The following is an 18,110-nucleotide window of genomic DNA, read 5'->3' as shown; positions in this document are numbered from 1 at the left end:
TCCGTTGTGAGGTGGGTGCGGGGTGTCCGGTGGTGCGGGGGCAGGATCAGCGGACCTGCTCCGGTGTCAGTACGTCGGTGATACCCCGTGCGGCGAGGTGCTGCGCGTTGTCGGCGTTGCTTGCGAGGACGGTGGTGGGGCGGACGCCGTCCGCGGTGAGCCGGGCGAAGGTTTCGAAGACGGGACCGCCGGGGGCGCACACCGAGCGGTGGGGCGCGGTCGCGTCGTCGTCGCCGGCGTCGACGATGACGGCGGTGGTCCGGGGGGCGGGGCTGCGGGTCCGGCCGCGGTGCTCCTCGACGATCCGGGCGATGGACCGGCCGGCCGGTTTGACCTGCCGGTCGTTGGTCAACAGGCCGAGGCTGTACTCCAGTTCGGGGAAGTCGGCCAGCGAGCGGGATACGTCGTGCGAGCACCACCAGGTGACGCCCCACACGTCCTCGCAGTCCAGGGCGTTCTCGACGGTCGCCTCCGTGAAAGCGGCGGCGTGCTCGGCGGGGATCAGCGGGGCGGGGGCGCCGACCTCCTGGAGCCAGACCGGCCGGTGCGGGTCGAGCGCCCAGGCCTTGGAGAGTTCGATCAGGTAGGCGGCGTGGTGCTCGGTGGCCGTGCCGGTGCGGCCGTGGCGCTGGGCGGTGCCGTTGAAGACCCAGGAGTGCACGGCGGTGACGGCCCCGGTCCGGGCCGCGTGCGCGGGGGTGAAGGCGTGGTCGTCCTGGTACCAGGTGGCGTCGTACTCGGCGTGCAGATGGAGCTTGCCGGGCGCCCCCTCCTCACAGGCTTCGAGCATCCGGTTCAGCCAGGCGCCCGCCTGCTCGGGGGTGATGCGGTCCGGGTCGGGGTGCGGGTCGCCGGAGAACTGGTTGATCTCGTTGCCGAGGGTCATCCCGATGAAGTGCGGCCGGTCGGCGAGGGCGGCGGCCAGCGTGCGCAGGTACTCGGCCTGACCGGCGACCACGTCGGGGTCGGTGAAGAGGTTGCGCCGGTGCCAGGTGCCGGTCCAGGCGGGCAGGAAGTCGAAGCTCGACAGGTGCCCCTGGAGCCCGTCCACGCTGACGTCGAGCCCGCGTTCGGCGGCGGCGTCGGCGAGCTGGACGAGCTGCTCGACGGCGCGCGGGCGGATCAGGGTGCGGTTCGGCTGGAAGAGGGGCCAGAGCGGGAAGACCCGGATGTGGTCGAGGCCGAGACCCGCGATCGAGTCCAGGTCGGCTCGTACGGAGTCGAGGTCGAAGTCCAGCCAGTGGTGGAACCAGCCTTCGCTGGGCGTGTAGTTGGCGCCGAAGCGCAGGGGGGAGGAGCTCATACGGAACACGGTCCTGGTTCTGTGGTGCGGGGGGAGGCGGGGATCGGTCAGCCCTTGACGGCGCCTTCGCCGACACCTCGGAAGAAGAAGCGCTGCAGCCCGGCGAACAGCACGATGAGCGGGAGCACGGCGATGATCGTGCCCGCGGCGACGAGCCGTTCGTCGTTCGCGAACGTGCCGTGCAGATAGTTCAGCCCGATGGTCAGGGTGAAGTTCTCCGGGTCGCTGAGGACGATCAGCGGCCACAGGAAGTCGTCCCACGAGCCCATGAAGGCGAAGATCGCGACGACGGCGAGGGTGCCCTTGACCGACGGCAGCGCGATCCGCAGGAAGCGCTGCCAGACGTTGGCGCCGTCCACGAACGCCGCTTCCTCCACCTCCTCGGGGAGGTTCAGGAAGGCGTTGCGCATCAGCAGGACGTTCATCGCCCCGATCGATCCGGGCAGCAGCACACCGAGCAGGGTGTTGTTCAGGCCCAGATCACGCATGGTGGTGAACTGGGCGATGATGATGCCCTCGACGGGTACGAGCATGGCGAGGATGAACGCCAGCGTCGCGGCCCTGCGGCCCCGGTAGCGCAGCCGGGCCAGCGCGTAGCCCGCCAGTGCGGCGCCCACGCAGTTGGTGACCACGTTGGCCGCGGCGACCTTCAGCGAGTTGAACGCGTAGTCCCACACCGGGATGGTGTCGGCGACCCTGCTGTAGTTGCCCAGGGTCGGGTCGCTGGGGAGGAACTTCGGCGGTGAGCTGAAGATGTCCTCGTTCGGGCCCTTCAGCGAGGTCGAGAGCTGCCACAGGAACGGTCCTACGGTCAGCACCAGTACGGCGAGCAGCAGCACGTAGCGCAGGACCAGCTGCCAGGGAGCGATGCGGCGGCCTTCGGCATCGGTGGTCTTCAGGAAGCTCACGCGTCCTCCTTGCGGTCGGCGCGGAGCACCAGCAGCATCAGGCCGACGGTGACGACGAAAATGACGACCGAGATGGCGGAGGCGTAACCGACCCGCCCGGTCAGTCCGGTGCCCACCCGCTGGACGAGCATCACCAGGGTGGTGTCCTCGCCGGCCGGACCGCCGGAGGGGCCGGCCATCAGGTAGACCTCGGAGAAGACCTTGAAGGCCGAGACCGAGGACAGTGCCGCGACCAGCACCATGGTGGAGCGGATGGCGGGGACGGTGACGGTGAAGAAGCGGCGCACGACTCCGGCGCCGTCCACGGACGCGGCCTCGTGCAGCTCCCGCGGGACGTTCGCCAGCGCGGCCAGGTAAATGATCATGTAGTAGCCGAGGCCCTTCCAGACCGTGACCGTCATCGCGCTGCCCAGCAGCAGCCACTGGTCGCTGAGGAAACCGACCTTGCCGATGCCCACGGCCTCCAGGAGCGCGTTGATCAGCCCGCGGTCGTCGAGCATCCAGACCCAGATCAGGCCGACGACGACGATGGAGGCGACGACCGGCGTGTAGAAGGCCGACCGGAAGAACGAGATGCCGGGGATGTGCCGCTGGACGAGCATCGCCAGCAGCAACGGCAGGATGACGAGTGCGGGCACGACTCCGAGGACGTACAGCGCGCTGTTGCGCAGCCCGATCCAGAACATCTCGTCGTGCAGCAGCTCCTGGAAGTTCGCGAGGCCCACGAACTTGCCCGGGATCAGGGTCCGCCGGTCGGTGAAGGCGTTGACCAGTGTGCTGAAGAACGGGAAGAGGCTGAAGGCGCCGACCACGATGAGTCCGGGCGCCGCGAACAACCAGGGGCTGAGGGGCAGATGGCGGCTGATCCGGCCGGTGGGCCGGCGGCTGCCGGGGCGGGTGCGCCGGGCCGCCCTGTCCGCCGCGCCGGGCCCCGGCGTGCTCGCCGGGGCTCCGGTGCGGGCTGCCCCGGTGCGGGACTTCGCGGGGGTGGGGGTGGAGGAGTTCACGGAAAAGCTCAGCTCAGCTCTGCTGCAACAGCCGGTCACAGGCCTTGACAGCGTTGTCAAGAGCTTCCTTGGGGCCCTGCTTTCCTTGCAGCGCCTTGGCGATCTGGTTGCGCAGCTCAGTCTTCATCTGCTCGCTGAACAGGACCGGCGTGTAATTGACCGCCGTCTTCAGGGACTTGGCGGCGGCCACCCGTACACGGGTCTCGTCCGTGCCGTCCTCCTTCGTGAAGTACGGGTCGTCGAGGGAGCCGGCGGTGCTCGGGAAGATGGCGACCTGCTTGGCGAAGTCCATCTGCCGCGTCGCGTCGGTCATGTAGTGGGCGAAGGCGACGGCGGCGGGCTTCTGCTTGGTCTGCGCGTTCACCATGACGCCCATGACGTACATGTTGGCCTTGCCGGTGCTGCTGACCTGGTCGGTGATCCCGATGTTCTTGTAGAGGCTCGGGGCCTGCTTCTTGAAGTTGGCCAGGTCCAGCGCGCTGCCGGGGTTCATCGCCACCGAACCGGTGAGGAACTTGTGGCCGGACGACTCGGGGGTCGCGGTCAGGGCCTGCGGGTCGAGCGCCTTGGCGTCGTACAACTCCTTGTAGTGCGTGAGGAGTTCGATGCCCTTGGCGTCGTTGAAGGCGAATCCCGTGCCCTCCTTGTTCATCAGCTGTCCGCCGTAGCGGCCGAAGTCCTCGATGGTGGGCACGTTGGCGAGCGTGGCGACCTTGCCGTTGCTCTTCTCGGCCAGCTTCAGACCGTCCGCGAAGACCTGGTCGTAAGTGGTCGGGGGCTTCTCCGGGTCGAGTCCGGCATCCCTGAGGAGGCTCTTGTTGTAGAACATCGGCCCGGTGTTGAGGTACCAGGGGAAGGCGTACGTCCCCTCGGTGCCCGGTATCTGATGGGCCTTCCAGGCGCCGTCCAGGTACTCCTTGCGGTACTGCGGGGCCGCCTTGTCGAGGTCCAGCGCGATGCCCGCCTTGGCCAGGGGGGCCACCAGGTCCGGTGACACGTTGACGACGTCCGGCAGGGTGCCGCCGGCCGCGTCCGCGCTGATCTTGTCCGCGTAGCCCTCGCCGGGCCGGTCCACCCACTTGACCTCGGTGCCCGGGTACTTCTTCTCGAAGTCCCCGATCACACCGTTGAAGTAGTCCTTGAAGTTCGCCTGCAGGTTCCAGGTCTGGAAGGTGATCTTGCCTTCGACCTTGCCGGAGGCGTCGGACGAGCCCGATCCGGACCCACCGCCACACGCACTCAACGGCAGGACGGTTGCGAGGACGGCGGCAGTGACGACTGCCCTGCGGGAGATGCGCACGGTGAACGGCTCCTTTGCTCGGACCAGGCGTGCGGACGGCGAACCGGGGGTGCGGGACCCGTCGGCTGCGTTCGCCCAGCAGACCCTGCAATGAGCCTGGTCGAAAGTCAATACATTCACCGAAAATTTGCACTGCTCAACAGCATACATGCAGGTCAAAGCCATGATGCAGTACATTCAAGATCAATGACTAATGCGCTTTAGGTACACTCAGCTCAAGCGCTTTAGTTGCTTCGCCACATCACTCGACCAATGGTTCGCGAACGCCTACGATGCCCCCGGGGGCGAGCGAACCCGACGAGCGCCACAGGGAACGCAGGGAAAGAGGCACCGGGTGACACCGAAGCGGCCGCCGGCCGGGGACACTTCGACCAGACGCGTACCGGCGCGCCGGCCGACGATGAAGGACATCGCGCAACGGGCCGGTGTCTCGGAGAGCGCCGTCTCCTTCGCGCTCAACGACCGTCCGGGCGTCTCGGAGATCACCCGCGACCGAGTCCGTCGCGTGGCCGAGCAGTTGGGCTGGCGGCCGAGCACCGCCGCCCGCGCGCTGTCGGGCGAGGGGTCGGCCACCGTGGGGCTCGTCGTGGCCCGGCCGGCGGCCAACCTGGGCGTGGACTCGTTCTTCCTGCAGCTGATCTCCGGCATCCAGGAGGTCCTGGCCGAGCGCCAACTCGGCCTGCTGTTCCAGGTGGTGGAGGACGTGGCGGCCGAGTGCGCCGTCTACCGGCGCTGGTGGGCCGAGCACCGGGTCGACGGGGTGCTCGTCGTCGACCCCCGCACCGACGACCCCCGCGTCGCCCTGCTGGACGAACTGGGCCTGCACGGTGTCGTCATCGGGGCCCTCCCCGGCACCGACACCGGCCCCCACCCGGGCCTCTCACAGGTGCGCGCCGACGACGCGGGAGCCATGGCCGCCATCGTCGGCCGGCTGCACGAACTGGGTCACCGGCGCATCGTGCACATCGCCGGCCTCCCCTCGCTCGCGCACACCGACCGGCGCATCAGGTCCCTGCGCGTCGAGGCCGACCGGCGCGGTCTGACCGAGGCGCACTCGGTGACCACGGACTACTCCGACACCGAGGGCGCGGCCGTGACCCGCCGGGTACTGGAGCAGACCCACCCGCCGACCGCCCTCATCTACGACAACGACGTGATGGCCGCGGCCGGGGTGGCGGTCACGGCGGGCCTCGGCCTCCAGGTCCCGGGTGACGTCTCGGTCGTCTCCTGGGAGGACTCGGCGCTCTGCCGGCTCACCGCGCCGTGGCTCACCGCGCTGTCCCGGGACACGGTCGCCTTCGGCCGGCTCGCGGCGCGGGAGCTGACCGCACTGCTCGACGGCGGCGCGACGCGCACCGTTCAGGTGCCGCTGCCCCGGCTGATCGAGCGGGGCAGCACGGCGCCCGCGCGGAGCGGCGGGGACGACGCGCGCTGAGAGGCGGCCGCGGGGCCGCTCAGGCCGTGTCGTGGTGTTGGCCCGGGGCGGGCCGGCGCAGCTCCTCGTTCAGCCGCAGTGCCTCTTCGAGCTGGTCCTCCAGGATCACGATGCGGCACGCGGCCTCGATCGGCGTTCCGCCGTCGACGAGTTCACGGGCTCGGGCCGCGATGCGCAGCTGGTAGCGGGAGTAGCGGCGGTGGCCGCCCTCCGACCGCAGGGGAGTGATCAGCCGGGCCTCACCGATCGCACGGAGGAATCCGGGCGTGGCGCCGATCATCTCCGCGGCGCGGCCCATGGTGTAGGCGGGGTAGTCGTCGTCGTCGAGACGGTCGGTGGCATGCGGAGGGGTTTCGGGGGGCATGTGCACCTGCCGCGTGTCGCTGACTTCGTTGTCGGAACGAGAAACTCTCATTGTGCGAGCCATCGTCTCTAGCATAGTCGCGACAGATTTCCCTGGCCCGACGGGGAAAATAATCTGGTCCGGGCCGCTCCCGGCGCCCGTCGTACCGCCGTGGTGGCCGCCCTCCCGGCGCCCCCGGGGGGCGGCCGGACGAGGGCTCGCCAAGAACACTGACCGGCCGGTCAGTTGATGACTGCCTGACCAGGGGTCATAATGCAGGCGTAGCCCTTCACGCATCCCCCGTCGTGAAGGGCTACACCCCTGTGCGCGCCGGACCCTCGTACGAGGCGGGTTCACGCAGGCGTCTTCATGGGCAAGGGACTCCCCTCGTGGTCCCCTGCCCATGTTTTTTCGAGTTAACAGTGACGTAAAGTGTTTGCGCAAGCCCGCTCCGAATACCGGAGCAAGATGCTCCACTACATCCCTTTACGGTGTGCCGCTGGACTCCCCGGGCGCCGGAAGCCACGTCGGGGTTCGTTACAGTACGAGCCCGTTGACCGAATCGAGCGCCGCGCGGAGCCGGACACACGCCCGCGCGGTGGACGTGAACGTGGGGGCCGGATGGACAACGGCGAAGAACGCGCGCCGGAGCTGCGAACGCTGCGGCAGAAGGTCGAGTACATGGTCGAGAAGACCTTCCCCGGCCGCAAGATCTCGGGACGGGTCTTCGCCGACCTGGTCAAGGAACGCGGCGGATCCCTCTCCCACAGTTACTTCTCCAACATCCTGGCCGGCAAGGTGACCCAGCCGTCCGAGGACATCCTCAAGGCGCTCGGACTCGGCTTCGGCGTGGACTGGCGGTTCTTCAAGGAGGAGTCCGAGGTCGTCGACGACGTCGTCGCGGGGCTGCAGTTCCTGGCGAGGCGGCGTACCGGCGAGATCAGCGGGCTGGCCGGGCGGGGGCTGGACGAGGAGGGACTGCCGCCGGAGCTCCTGCGGTTCGCGCTCGCCCTGCTCCAGGACGCCAAGGACCGGGAGCCTTCGGCCGACGGCGAACCACGGGGATAGCGCGGTGTCCATGCGCGAACTCCGCAAGGAGTGCGAGGACGGCCTCACCGGTCTCCCGCTCCCCTCCCCCTTCACCGTCGAGGGTCTGGTGGCGAACATGGAGGCGGCCCGCGGCCGCACCATCGCGCTGCACGAGATGCCGGACCGGCTGGCCCGCGTCAACACGGCCTGCGGGCTGCGGCTGAAGACCGGCACTACCAGCTTCGTGCTCTACCGCCGGCGCCCCACCGCCTACCAGACCCAGCACGTCATCCTGCACGAGCTGTGCCACGAGTGGTTCGACCACGGCACCTCGCTGGACGCGGAGCAGTTGCGGCGGCTGCTGCCCGTCTTCGACACCTCCCTGATCGCCCGGGTCGTCGGCCCGGACGCACTGGAGCGTCCGGACGCGGTGCAGGCCCGCGCCCAGTACGACACCCATGACGAACGCGTGGCCGAATTGGGTGCCTCGCTCATCCCCCGCATGGCGAGGGACGTGACGAGCGATGACATGGTGGGGCGGCTCGCCAACTCGCTCTCGCGCCCGGTCGCCCACCGCCGCCGCGGCCTGTTCCGCCGTACGTGACACCGCGTTTCCCCCGTCCCCCCACCACAAGGACTTCTCCCGTGACCCCGCTCGACGTCGCCGGTTATCTGATAGCCGGCCTGATGACAGCAGTCGCCGTGTGGCGCATGCCGGCCGCCCTGTGGGGCGACGAGGAGGACCGGCGCCGCCGGGCCCTGTGGGGCTGTTACGCGGGGTTCGCCGCCGCGCTGTGGACCAAGACCCGCGTCGTGCGCATCGGGCTCAACGACAGCCCGGTCACCGACCTCTCGGTGCTGATCAAGCACTACACGGCGACGGTCGCGATTCTGGCCATTCTCAGCTACATCGTCGCGATCTACGGCCAGTACGCCGACGCCGGGGACGTCCCGCGCCACGTACGGTTCGCGCGGTTGATCCAGCAGGTCGCGGCGAAGGCCTCCGTCGCCACGCTCGTACTGCTGACAGTGCTGTTCTTCACCGTCGTCGACCGGTCCACACCCTCGGACCGCTTCGTCGCCGACCACGCCGGGCAGTGGGGCGCGACGCTCTACATGAGCGTGTTCTACCTCTACCTCGGCGCCGCCTCCGCCGTCTGCGCCTACCAGTGGGCCCTCGCCACCGCGAGCGCCGAGCGGCGGCATCTGCGGGTGGGCCTGGGGATGATGACGTTCGCCATGTTCATCGGCGTCGGCTACACCGTCAGCCGGACGCTCTTCCTCTGGATCAGCGTCATCGACCGGCCGGGCGAGGCCTTCGCCCTGAAGTTCGACGAGATCACCGAGGCCGCGCAGGTGGTGCTGTTCGCCTTCTTCGCGGTCGGCGCGTCCATCCCCGCGCTCAGCAACGTCCGCCGCCGGGCGAAGCTCTGGCGGGCCCAGGTGAAGCTGCACGCGCTCTGGTACGAGCTGATGGCGGCCTTCCCCGACCAGCCCTTCGACCCCCCGGCGCCGCTGCTGCGCGAGCTGACCCGCTTCGGCACCCCGGCCGACCTGCGGGTCGACCGCTGGGCCGCGGACATCGCCGACGCGGTGGAGAAGCTGCGCCACTACGTCCCCGACGCAGCTCTGCCGGCCGCCGAGGCCGCCGCCGCGGACGGGACCACCGACCGGGAGCAGGCCGGGCCGCTGGCCGACGCCTACTGGATCAAGGCGGCACTCGTGGCCCGGAGCGCCGGGGCACCCGCGGGCGACGCGGCCGCCGTCTCCACCCAGCACGCCACCGACCAGGACGGCGAGGTCGCCCGGCTGGTCCGGGTGGCGGCGGCGTTCCGCACGGTCACACCGGAGCGGGCCCGGCAGGTCCTCGCATCGTCCGCAGCGGTCCAGGAGCAGGAGCAGCAGGCATGAGCGCGAGCACCACCCACGACACCGGCACGTCCACCGCCCGCACCGTGACGGACGTCCTCCAGCCCCGCAACCTCCTGCTGGCCGGCATGCTCGCCATCGGTCTCGCGGCGGCGGGCCACTGGACCGGACTGCTCTGGGGACTGCTCGGCGCCCTGTGCGCCGGGCTCGTCCCCGCCGGCTACATCGAGTGGGAGCGCGGGCGCGGCACCTGGGGCGACCGTCATGTCGTCGACCGGACCAAGCGGGCCCCGATCTTCCTCGTCATCCTCGGCTCCATAGGCGTCGGTTCGGCGGTCATGGTGCTGGGCGGCGCCCCCTCAGGAATCCTGACTGCGATGCTCGGGCTCTGGGTGATGACCGTCGTCCTGCTGGCCGTCAACACGGTCTGGAAGATCTCGGTGGACGCCTCGGTCGCCTCGGCCGTGGTCGCGCTGCTCGCCGCGGTGCACTCGCCGTGGTGGCTGTTCGGGTACGTGATGACGGCCGCCGTGTGCTGGTCGCGGGTGGCGCTCGGCTACCACACGGTGGGCCAGGTGACGGCCGGGACGGCGCTGGGCGCGGCGACTGCGGGCGCGTTCCTGCTCGGGTGAGGAAGGGCCTGGGGTCGTTGAACGGGCCGCGCGCGGGGTCCATGGTTGTGCCGTGCCGACATTCGAGATCACCACAGCAAGCGCGGACGACATCAGGCTGATGGCGGACTGGGCCCATGCCGAGGGCTGGAACCCCGGGCTGACCGACGGTCAGGCGTTCTTCGCCGCCGATCCGTGCGGCTTCCTGATCGGCCGCCTCGACGGAGTGCCCGCCTCCTGTGTCTCCGTGGTCCGCTACGGCTCCGGCTTCGGCTTCCTGGGCTTCTACCTGACCCGCCCAGAACTGCGCGGACAGGGGTACGGGGGCCGGCTCTGGGCCACCGGGACGGCCCGGCTGGCCGGGCGGAACACCGGGCTCGACGGGGTCGTCGAGCAGCAGCCCAACTACCGGAAGTCCGGCTTCCGTCCGGCCTGGACGAACCTGCGGTACGAGGGGCTCGTCCCGGTCGATGTCGCGCCGCCGCCCGGCGTCACCCTGGTGGACGCCCGCACGCTGCCCTTCGGCCAGGTCACCGCGTACGACCGCCGGTTCTTCCCCGAGGAGCGGGACAGCTTCCTCGCGGCGTGGACGACAGCGCCCGGCCGCACCGCACTGGTCGCACTGTCCGAGGGCGAGGTGCGGGGGCTCGCCGTGCTGCGCGCCTGCCGTACGTCCTCGCGCATCGGCCCGCTGTACGCGGCCACGCCGGAGATCGCCCGCGCGCTGGTGAGTGCGCTCGCGGCGACCGACCCGTCCGCGCCGGTCGCCGTGGACGTACCGGACGTGAATCCGGCGGCGGTGCGGCTGGCCGGAGAGCTGGGGCTCACCCCGTCGTTCGAAACGGCCCGCATGTACACCGGGCCGGCCCCGGACGTCGATCACGCCGGGCTGTTCGGCATCACCAGCCTCGAACTGGGTTGATCCGCCGGGGAGGGGGCCGGTGTGCTCACCGGCCTAGGGCCTGTCGTCACGCTCCCGCCGTCGCCCGAAGGGCGGCCCTGCGGCGTCAGGTGCGTGCTCTCGGTGTGCCGGGCGCACGCCCTCGTACTGGATGTACTTGGGCTTGTGTCCGGTGCAGCGAGAGCGCGTGCATGGCGCCGTGGGGCAGGCGGGAGTGTGACGACAGGCCCTAGCAGGTCCCGTACCCGGCCGCGAAGCAGCTCGTACTCCTCCCGCAGCCGGACGATCTGCGGCGGGCGGGCGATCGCCGTGCCGCCCGAGACGATCTCCTCGGGGGCGAACTGCTCGCGGGTCAGGTCTATCTCCGTCCCCGGTCCCAGCCGGTTCCACCAGTGGAAGTCGGTGCGCACTCCGTCGACATGGACCTCGCCGCGGATCAGCTCACCACCCAGCAGGTCGTGCAGGACCAGGGCGGTGACCCCGCACTGGTCGCGGGCGGGGTGGTCCGGGGTCCAGTGCGGGCGGTGCTCGGGCGTGGTGGTGTCGGCGCCCCAGCTGCTGCGGACGGCGGCCTCGATGTCGGCGAGGAGCAACGGCTTCATGACCCGATCGTCGCACCCGCCACTGACAACGCCCCCGGGCCTGTTCCGGGGCTCAGCCCGTCGCGCAGCCACCCTCCGGGGCCCAGCGGGACCGTGAGGCCATCACCGCGATGTCGTCCTCGGCCCCCGGGCCGAACCGGTCGAGCACCGTGTCCAGCAGCTCCTCCAGATCGCCGCTCTCCGGCAGGGTCAGCTCCTCGAGCCGGCCGACGGACACGTCGATGTCCTCGCCGCGCCGCTCCACCAGCCCGTCGGTGTACATGAACAGGACCGTGCCCGGACCGCAGTTCACCCTCGTCGTCCGGTAGCCGCCGAATCCGGTGCCGAGCGGCGGGCCGGCCTGCACATCGGCCACATACGTCCGGGCCGGGCCGGGGTCGATGAGCACCGGCGGCAGATGGCCGGCGCTCGACACCTCGCACACCCCGCCGGCCCGGTCGACGACGGCGAGCAGACAGGTCGCCGCCCGGTCGAGCCCGGACCGTTCGACCATCCGGTCGAGCTGCTCCAGGATGCGGTGCGGCGGCAGCTCCTCGTCGGCCAGCAGCCGCAGCAGCGAGCGGTAGTGGCTCATCGCGACGGCCGCCTCCACGCCGTGCCCCATCACATCGCCGATCGCCTTGAGGTGGCGGCCGTCGGGCAGCGGGATGACGTCGAACCAGTCGCCGCCGACGAGCACGCTCCGGTCGGCCGGCAGGTAGCGGGTGGCGATCTCGATGTGCGGGTGCGGCGGGCGCGGCTCGGAGAGCAGGGAGCGCTGGAGTTCCAGGGCGATGGTGTGCTCGTGGGTGAAGCGGCGCGCGTGGTCGAGATCGACGGCGGCCCGCCCGGCGAGCTCCCGGGCTACCACCACGTCCTCGTCCGTGAAGACGGGCGAGTCCCCGGCCCTGACCAGGCCGAGGATGCCGATCGGGCCGCTGCGCACGGAGACCGGCACGATGACGGCCGAATGCATCCCGAGGTCCCGGTAGGCGGCGACCCGCTCCGGGGAGGGGGCCGAGCGGCCCAGCTGCTCGTCACCGGTGAGGTTCTCGACGACGGGCTGGTTGGCGGCCAGGCAGCGCGGTACGGCCGCGTTCTCCTGGTAGTCGACGTAGGTCCCGGGCCCGCCGAACCGGTCCACCTGCTCGCGCAGCCCCGGCACCGCCGTCAGCGCGGCCCGCCGCAGCCGGACCACCCCGGGCGGTGCGGGGCGCACCGGCGGGGCGACGTCCGGCGGGAAGACCTCGACGGTGGCGAGGTCGGCGAGCCCAGGGACGACGAGGTCGACGAGTTCGGCGCAGGTGGTGTCCATGTCGAGGGTGGTGCCGATCCGGGCGCTCGCACTGTCCAGGAGGCTCAGGTGGCGCTGTGCCTGGGCGAGCCGGCGCTGGTCCTCGTCGGACGCCATGACCTCCAGCACGATCCCGGCGACGCCCACGACCTTTCCCGCCACCTCCAGCCGGTGGTAGGCGCCGTGCCAGTAGCGCGTGGCGGTGCCGGACGCGGCGGGGGTCCGGCCGCTGGAGGCGATCTCGCGTGCCCGGCCGTCGGCGAGGACCGCGCGCATCAGGTCCTCGCGGGCGTCGACCTCGGGAAGCACCTCGGAGGCCCTACGGCCCAGATGTTCGGCGGCCGGGATGCCGTTGAGCCGTTCGAGGGCCGGGTTCACGTACAGATACCGCAGCTGGGTGTCCATGACGCCCACCCCGGCCGTGGTGCCGTCGATCAGGGCCGCGAGCGCGACGACGTCGAGCGGCGACGGGATGTCGGCGTGCGCATCGGCCAACAAGACAACCTCCTGGGGCAGGGCGCGGGCCGCCCGACTGCCCGGCCCTTCATCGTCGGACGGCCGCACCCCGCCCGCATCCGCAGACCGCCCGCCGCGCCGCCCGAATCAGTGCAGCGGCACCGCGCCCCCGGTCTCCGGCTTCCCCCGGGGCACCAGCACCGCGGACACCACCGCACAGCCGCCCGCGGCCACCGCGCACACCAGGAACGCGTCCGCGAAGCCGCCCACCGTGCCCGCCGCGCCGCCGATCCCGGCGGCGGCCACCGTGGACACGACCGCGACTCCGATCGACCCGCCCACCTCGTGGAAGGTGTTCACCACTCCGGAGGCGAGCCCCGCCTCCTCGTGCGCGACCATGCCCAGCGCCGTGGTGGTGGCGGTGACGAACACCGCCCCGAGGCCGAGGGCGGCCACCGCGAGGCCCGGCAGCAGCACCCCGTACACGCTGCTGTCCGCGCCGATCCGGGCCAGTGGCGCGCAGGCGGCGGTGGCGATCGCCATCCCGCCGACGGCGGTGGCCCGGCTCCCCACCGAGGTGACGAGGCGGGAGCCCAGGTGCGCGCCGGCGCCGACGGCCACCGCCACCGGCAGGAAGACGAGTCCGGTCCGCATTGCCCCGAAGCCGCGGCCGTGCTGGAGGTAGACCGAGCCGAGGAAGAAGAACGCGATCAGCAGTCCGGTGGCGATCAGCATCAGGAACGCCCCGGCGAGCACCGGGCGCCGGGTGAACATCCGCAGGTCCATGAGCGGCTCCCGGGCCACGCGCTCGACCGCCGCGAACCCGGCGTACAGAACGAGGGCGGCGGCGAGCGGCAGCAGGGTGGCGGGGGCGCCCCAGCCGCCGTCCCCGGCCTTGACCAGTCCGTAGATCAGCCCCCCGGTACCGGCCGTGACGAGCACCGCGCCGGGCACGTCGAGCCGGGCCGACGGCCGCGGTGCGCGCTTCGGTACGAAGGCGGGCAGGGCGGCCAGCAGGGCCAGGCCGACGGGCACGTTGACGTAGAAGACCCAGCTCCACCCTGGCCCGCCGGCCAGCGCGCCGCCCACCAGCACCCCGATCGCCGATCCGGTGCCGCCGATCGCGGCCCACACCCCGAGCGCCTTGTTGCGTGCGGCGCCGTGGAACGAGGTGGTGACGAGCGACAGCGCCGCCGGTGACAGCAGGGCGGCGCCCACGCCCTGCGCGATCCGGCCGCCGATCAGCGTCGACGCGTTGCCGGCGAGCCCGGAGACCAGCGAGGCGGCGGTGAAGACAGCCAGGCCCGCGAGGAGGGTGCGCCTGGCCCCGAGGGCGTCGGCGAGGCGTCCGCCGAGCAGCATCAGCCCGCCGAAGCAGAGGGTGTACGCGGTGACCACCCAGGTCAGCGCGGAGCGGTCGAGGTGCAGGTCGGCGGCCATGTCGGGCAGCGCGACGTTCACCACGGTGACGTCGAGCACCAGCATGAACTGGGCCACGCAGATGAGCGCGAGCATCACCCCGGGCCGGCGGACGGCAGGCGGGTGGCGGTGTCCGTGCGGAGCACTGTCGCCGTGTGCGGTGGTCTTCGAGGCAGCGTCATGAGTCATAACTGAACTGTACGGCTCAGTACAATTGAACTCAACTGTTCAGTTCAAGTCGCTGTTAGCATCGGTGCATGGACATCAAGCCCCGCCCCGCAGGCCCCCGCGCCGAGGCCAAGCGACAGGCCATCGTGAAGGCGGCCCGCGAGGCGTTCCTGCGGGACGGGTTCGGCGTCGGCATGGACGCCATCGCCGCCGGGGCGGGCGTCTCGAAGGTGACGGTCTACAACCACTTCGGCAGCAAAGAAGCGCTGTTCACCGCCGTGATCGCGGGCGCGCTCGACGAGCCGCTCGGCGACGCGTCCACGACGGCGCTTGCCGCCCTCGCCGACGCCCCCGACCTGCGGGCCGCCTTCGTCGACGCGGCCCGCACCTGGGTGGCCGCAGTCCGTGGCAACGACGACGTGATCGCCCTGCGCAACCTGGTGGCCGCCGAGCTGCACCGCTTCCCGGAGATCGCGCAGGCCTGGCAGGGCCACGGCCCCGAGGGCCACCACCCCGCCGTCGCCGACGCCCTGCGCGAACTGGCCGGACGCGGCCGGCTGGTCATCCCCGACCTGGAGACGGCGATCATCCAGCTGTACGCGCTGCTGGTCTTCCCGCACCTGGTCTTCGGCTCGTACGGCACGACGATCGACGACGACGCCACGGACCGCCTGATCACCCAGGGAGTGGACATGTTCCTGGGCTACTACGCCCCGCCCGTGCCGCCCGACGCGTAGGACCCGGGCGTGGTGCCGAACGCGTGGCGGAACGACTGGATGAACGCGCTGGGCCCGCTGTAGCCGCACGCCACCGCGACCGCGGTGACCGATCCGCCCGACGCCAGCAGCGTCAGCGCGTGGTGCAGCCGGAGCTGGGTGCGCCACTGCGGGAACGACATCCCGGTTTCCGCACGGAACAGCCTGCTCAGGGTGCGGGAGGCCGAGCCGACGGCGGCGCCGAGTTCGGTGAGCGTCCGCCCGTCCGCCGGGTCGTCCCGCAGGATCCGGGCGATGTCCCGCAGCCGCGCGTCGGCCGGTGAGGGCAGACAGACGCCGAGCGGTTCGACCCGGCGCAGCTGGTCGAGCGCGACCCGCTCCAGATTCCGCCGCTGCCGCGCGTCCCCGGCCGGCTCCGCGTCGTCCGTCAGGCAGGCCACGACCTCCCGCAGCAGCGGGGTGACGGCCAGTACCGTCGGCCGGTCGAGCCGCAGCGGGTTGTCCGCCGGGGCGAAGGAGAGCCCCCTCAGCTCCGTGGGCCCGAAGGCCAGGTGGGCGTGGACCACTCCGGCGGGGATCCACACCGCCCGGTGCGGCGGTACGGCCCACACCCCGAGCGGGGTGGACACCTCCAGCACCCCGCGGGACGGGCAGACGAGCTGGTGCTCCAGGTGGTGGTGGCGCTCGATGCGTTCCTGGTGCGCGAGCGGCACCCGGGACGGCCCGTGGAGCGTGCGGCGGGTTGGCGACATAAGTCGGCAGAGTATCGATAGCCCGCTGAGGGCAGCGGCAGGAATGCTCGGAGGCCCCACAGCGAGGAGCCGCGTTCATGACAGGTCCAACGGCCCGCCCGGCCCCGTCCGCCGGCACCACCGCACAGCCCGCCGCACCGCCCGTGCCGGCCTGGCGCCGGATGCGGATGTGGGGCGCCGCGCACGCCGTGGACGACCTGTACCAGGGCCTCGTCCCCGCCTGTGTCCCCTACTTCGTGCTGGACCGCGGCTACAGCTATGTCGCCGCCTCGGGGCTCACCCTCGCGGCGGCCCTGGGGAGTTCGGTCCCGCAGCCCCTCATCGGCGTCGCCGTGGACCGCTACCGGATGGGCCGGCTGGCCCCCGCCGGGCTGGCCGTCGCCGGGATCGGTCTGGGCCTGTCCGGGCTCGCCGGGCCGTACGCCGCCGTCTGGCTGCTGATGCTGCTGTCCGGCCTCGGCGTGGCGATGTTCCACCCGGCGGCCGGCAAGGCGGCCCGTGAGGCGGCCGGGGACAGCGCGTCCGCGATGAGCATCTTCGCGGCGGGCGGCAGCGTCGGCTTCTTCCTCGCACCGGTGCTCGCGACCCCGGCGCTCGTCGCGATGGGGGTCGGCGCGACGGCGCTCTTCATCCCTCCCGCCGTCCTGATGGCGTTCGTCCTGCTCCGGCACCGCCCCGCCGCGACCACCACGCGCGAGGCGGCGGGGGCGGGGCGGGACCGGTGGCGGCCGTTCCTCGTCCTCACCGGCGTCGCCGTGGTCCGGTCGGCGGCGTTCTTCGGCGCGGTCACGTTCATCGAACTGTTCTGGATCCGCCATCTGCACTCCGGCCGGGGTCCGGCGGGCGCGGCGCTCACCTGCTTCCTGGCGGGCGGCGTGGCCGGCACGCTGCTCGGCGGCCGGATCGCCGACCGCATCGGCATGGTCCGTACGGTCCAGCTCGGCGCCCTCCTCGCCGTACCGGCCCTGATCGCGCTGCGGCTGACCCCGGGCACCGTCCTTCCGCTCCTCTTCGCACTCCTGACGGGCCTCGCGCTGAACATCCCGTTCGCCGTCCTGGTCAAGCTCGGCCAGGACTACCTCCCCGGCCGCCCCGGCACCGCCGCGGGGGTCACGCTCGGACTGGCCGTCAGCGTCGGCGGCCTCGCCGCGCCCGCGCTCGGCGCGGCGGCCCAGGCGTACGGGCCGCAGGGCGTGTTCACGATCCTGTGCGCGATCCCGGTCCTCGCCCTGGCGCTCGGCCTGTTCCTGACGGACCCGGACGCCGGCGGCTGATCAGCCCCGCCCGCCGGCCGGGAGCAGCCGGTCCAGGTCCACCGCCCCCTCGTCGGCGGTGGCCCCCGGTGGCAGCCGCAGCGCCTCGGCGACCGGCCCCGGAAGCGGCGCGCGGTCCAGCAGCCCGGCGACCAGAACGGCCGTCAGCCGGTGCCAGGCCGCCGCGCGCCGGAGCATCGCGTGATCGCCGCCGTCCACGGTGACCAGACAGGTCCGGGCGCCGTCCTTCCTGGCCCGTTCGGTGAGCACGCGGGAGTCCGCCGGATTCGTGACACGGTCGCGGGTGCCGTGCACCAGGACGACGTCCCGTCCGGCGAGCTGCGCGACCGGGTCGCCCGGCGGGCACCAAGGGGCGAGGCCGACGACACCCCGGACCAGCGGATGCCCGGCGGCGGCGAGGGCGGCGCGGCCGCCCATCGAGTGCCCGAGCAGGACGACCGGGACCTCCCCCGCCGTACGCCGCAACCCGTCGAGCGCGCGTACGGCGTCATGCAGCGGGTCCGCCCGGTCCCCGTTCCAGCCCCGGTGCCCGTACCGGACGGCCCGCACCAGCACGTCGTCGGGCAGCGTGCCCCGCAGGCCGCGCGCGAACGGCCGCATCCGTACCGAGGGCAGGTTGAGCGGGCCGGGCGGCGGCCCCCCGAGGCCGGTCTCCCGGCCGCCGTGCAGCAGGAGCACCGCAGCCGCCGGCGGGTGAGTTGGCGTCATGCGTACCTCCGGGTGCGGTGATCGGATCCGTACCAA

At 72.0% G+C, this 18,110-nt stretch carries 17 protein-coding genes and 1 pseudogene; 8 read left to right on the top strand and 10 right to left on the bottom strand.

The window, feature by feature from the left end:
* Positions 1–46: 46 nt before the first annotated feature.
* The 4 genes from ACIBJG_RS30380 to ACIBJG_RS30365 form a co-directional block, all read right to left on the bottom strand.
* Complete coding sequence (locus tag ACIBJG_RS30380) at positions 47–1,303, bottom strand: glycosyl hydrolase (RefSeq protein WP_399312302.1); 1,257 nt, start codon at positions 1,301–1,303, stop codon at positions 47–49.
* 47 nt (positions 1,304–1,350) lie between these two features.
* The gene (locus ACIBJG_RS30375) at positions 1,351–2,211 is read right to left on the bottom strand and encodes a carbohydrate ABC transporter permease (protein WP_399312299.1); all 861 of its coding nucleotides are present in this window, start codon (positions 2,209–2,211) and stop codon (positions 1,351–1,353) included.
* Positions 2,208–3,077: a sugar ABC transporter permease gene (locus tag ACIBJG_RS30370; RefSeq protein ID WP_359081098.1), complete on the bottom strand. Its 870-nt coding sequence runs from the start codon at positions 3,075–3,077 to the stop codon at positions 2,208–2,210. Before ACIBJG_RS30370 ends, ACIBJG_RS30375 begins: the two co-directional genes overlap by 4 nt.
* Before the next feature lie 154 nt (positions 3,078–3,231).
* Positions 3,232–4,518: an ABC transporter substrate-binding protein gene (locus ACIBJG_RS30365; RefSeq protein WP_399312297.1), complete on the bottom strand. Its 1,287-nt coding sequence runs from the start codon at positions 4,516–4,518 to the stop codon at positions 3,232–3,234.
* A 400-nt stretch (positions 4,519–4,918) separates the two neighbouring features.
* On the opposite strand from ACIBJG_RS30365, the gene ACIBJG_RS30360 reads away from it, so the two are divergent.
* Entirely contained in the window at positions 4,919–5,953 is a 1,035-nt protein-coding gene (locus ACIBJG_RS30360; protein WP_399312371.1) for a LacI family DNA-binding transcriptional regulator, read from the top strand.
* 19 nt (positions 5,954–5,972) lie between these two features.
* Here ACIBJG_RS30360 and ACIBJG_RS30355 read toward each other — a convergent pair whose 3' ends face one another.
* Positions 5,973–6,317 carry a MerR family transcriptional regulator gene (locus tag ACIBJG_RS30355; RefSeq protein WP_399312295.1) on the bottom strand — a complete coding sequence of 115 codons (345 nt, stop codon included), beginning with the start codon at positions 6,315–6,317 and terminating at the stop codon, positions 5,973–5,975.
* Between the two features lie 600 nt (positions 6,318–6,917).
* Here ACIBJG_RS30355 and ACIBJG_RS30350 point away from each other — a divergent pair.
* The 5 genes from ACIBJG_RS30350 to ACIBJG_RS30330 are packed head-to-tail and all read left to right on the top strand — an operon-like array spanning position 6,918 to position 10,727.
* Positions 6,918–7,364: a hypothetical protein gene (locus ACIBJG_RS30350; RefSeq protein WP_399312293.1), complete on the top strand. Its 447-nt coding sequence runs from the start codon at positions 6,918–6,920 to the stop codon at positions 7,362–7,364.
* A gap of 4 nt (positions 7,365–7,368) precedes the next feature.
* Positions 7,369–7,929: a toxin gene (locus ACIBJG_RS30345; RefSeq protein ID WP_399312290.1), complete on the top strand. Its 561-nt coding sequence runs from the start codon at positions 7,369–7,371 to the stop codon at positions 7,927–7,929.
* Positions 7,930–7,970: 41 nt separating this feature from the next.
* The gene (locus tag ACIBJG_RS30340) at positions 7,971–9,236 is read left to right on the top strand and encodes an MAB_1171c family putative transporter (RefSeq protein WP_399312288.1); all 1,266 of its coding nucleotides are present in this window, start codon (positions 7,971–7,973) and stop codon (positions 9,234–9,236) included.
* The gene (locus ACIBJG_RS30335; protein WP_399312286.1) at positions 9,233–9,826 is read left to right on the top strand and encodes a hypothetical protein; all 594 of its coding nucleotides are present in this window, start codon (positions 9,233–9,235) and stop codon (positions 9,824–9,826) included. Before ACIBJG_RS30340 ends, ACIBJG_RS30335 begins: the two co-directional genes overlap by 4 nt.
* A 52-nt stretch (positions 9,827–9,878) precedes the next feature.
* Positions 9,879–10,727 (top strand): GNAT family N-acetyltransferase, encoded by an 849-nt coding sequence (locus tag ACIBJG_RS30330; RefSeq protein WP_399312284.1) that lies wholly within the window; start codon positions 9,879–9,881, stop codon positions 10,725–10,727.
* 221 nt (positions 10,728–10,948) lie between these two features.
* On the opposite strand, the pseudogene ACIBJG_RS30325 reads toward ACIBJG_RS30330, so the two are convergent.
* From ACIBJG_RS30325 to ACIBJG_RS30315, 3 genes and pseudogenes are all read right to left on the bottom strand, one after another.
* Positions 10,949–11,308 (bottom strand): annotated as a pseudogene (locus ACIBJG_RS30325) (hypothetical protein); the annotation flags it as partial.
* 52 nt (positions 11,309–11,360) lie between these two features.
* A complete protein-coding gene (locus ACIBJG_RS30320; RefSeq protein WP_399312282.1) occupies positions 11,361–13,079 on the bottom strand; it encodes a SpoIIE family protein phosphatase in 1,719 nt (572 codons plus the stop codon).
* A 105-nt stretch (positions 13,080–13,184) separates the two neighbouring features.
* On the bottom strand, positions 13,185–14,645 hold the full coding sequence (locus ACIBJG_RS30315) for an MFS transporter (RefSeq protein WP_399312281.1): 1,461 nt from the start codon (positions 14,643–14,645) through the stop codon (positions 13,185–13,187).
* A gap of 68 nt (positions 14,646–14,713) precedes the next feature.
* On the opposite strand from ACIBJG_RS30315, the gene ACIBJG_RS30310 reads away from it, so the two are divergent.
* On the top strand, positions 14,714–15,361 hold the full coding sequence (locus ACIBJG_RS30310) for a TetR/AcrR family transcriptional regulator (RefSeq protein WP_399312279.1): 648 nt from the start codon (positions 14,714–14,716) through the stop codon (positions 15,359–15,361).
* Here ACIBJG_RS30310 and ACIBJG_RS30305 read toward each other — a convergent pair.
* Positions 15,331–16,092 (bottom strand): AraC family transcriptional regulator, encoded by a 762-nt coding sequence (locus tag ACIBJG_RS30305; RefSeq protein ID WP_399312278.1) that lies wholly within the window; start codon positions 16,090–16,092, stop codon positions 15,331–15,333. The two genes, ACIBJG_RS30310 and ACIBJG_RS30305, sit on opposite strands and share 31 nt — an antisense overlap.
* 77 nt (positions 16,093–16,169) lie before the next feature.
* On the opposite strand from ACIBJG_RS30305, the gene ACIBJG_RS30300 reads away from it, so the two are divergent.
* Positions 16,170–17,366, top strand: coding sequence for an MFS transporter (locus ACIBJG_RS30300; RefSeq protein ID WP_399312275.1), 1,197 nt, complete (start codon positions 16,170–16,172; stop codon positions 17,364–17,366).
* Here the strand turns inward: ACIBJG_RS30300 and ACIBJG_RS30295 are convergent, their stop codons facing one another.
* A complete protein-coding gene (locus ACIBJG_RS30295) occupies positions 17,367–18,074 on the bottom strand; it encodes an alpha/beta hydrolase (RefSeq protein ID WP_399312273.1) in 708 nt (235 codons plus the stop codon).
* Positions 18,075–18,110 lie beyond the last annotated feature (36 nt).

Source organism: Streptomyces sp. NPDC050422, assembly GCF_044458665.1.
GTDB lineage: Bacteria > Actinomycetota > Actinomycetes > Streptomycetales > Streptomycetaceae > Streptomyces.
The sequence above is the reverse complement of the archived record's forward strand: the minus strand, read 5'-3'. Positions and strand labels throughout refer to the sequence as shown.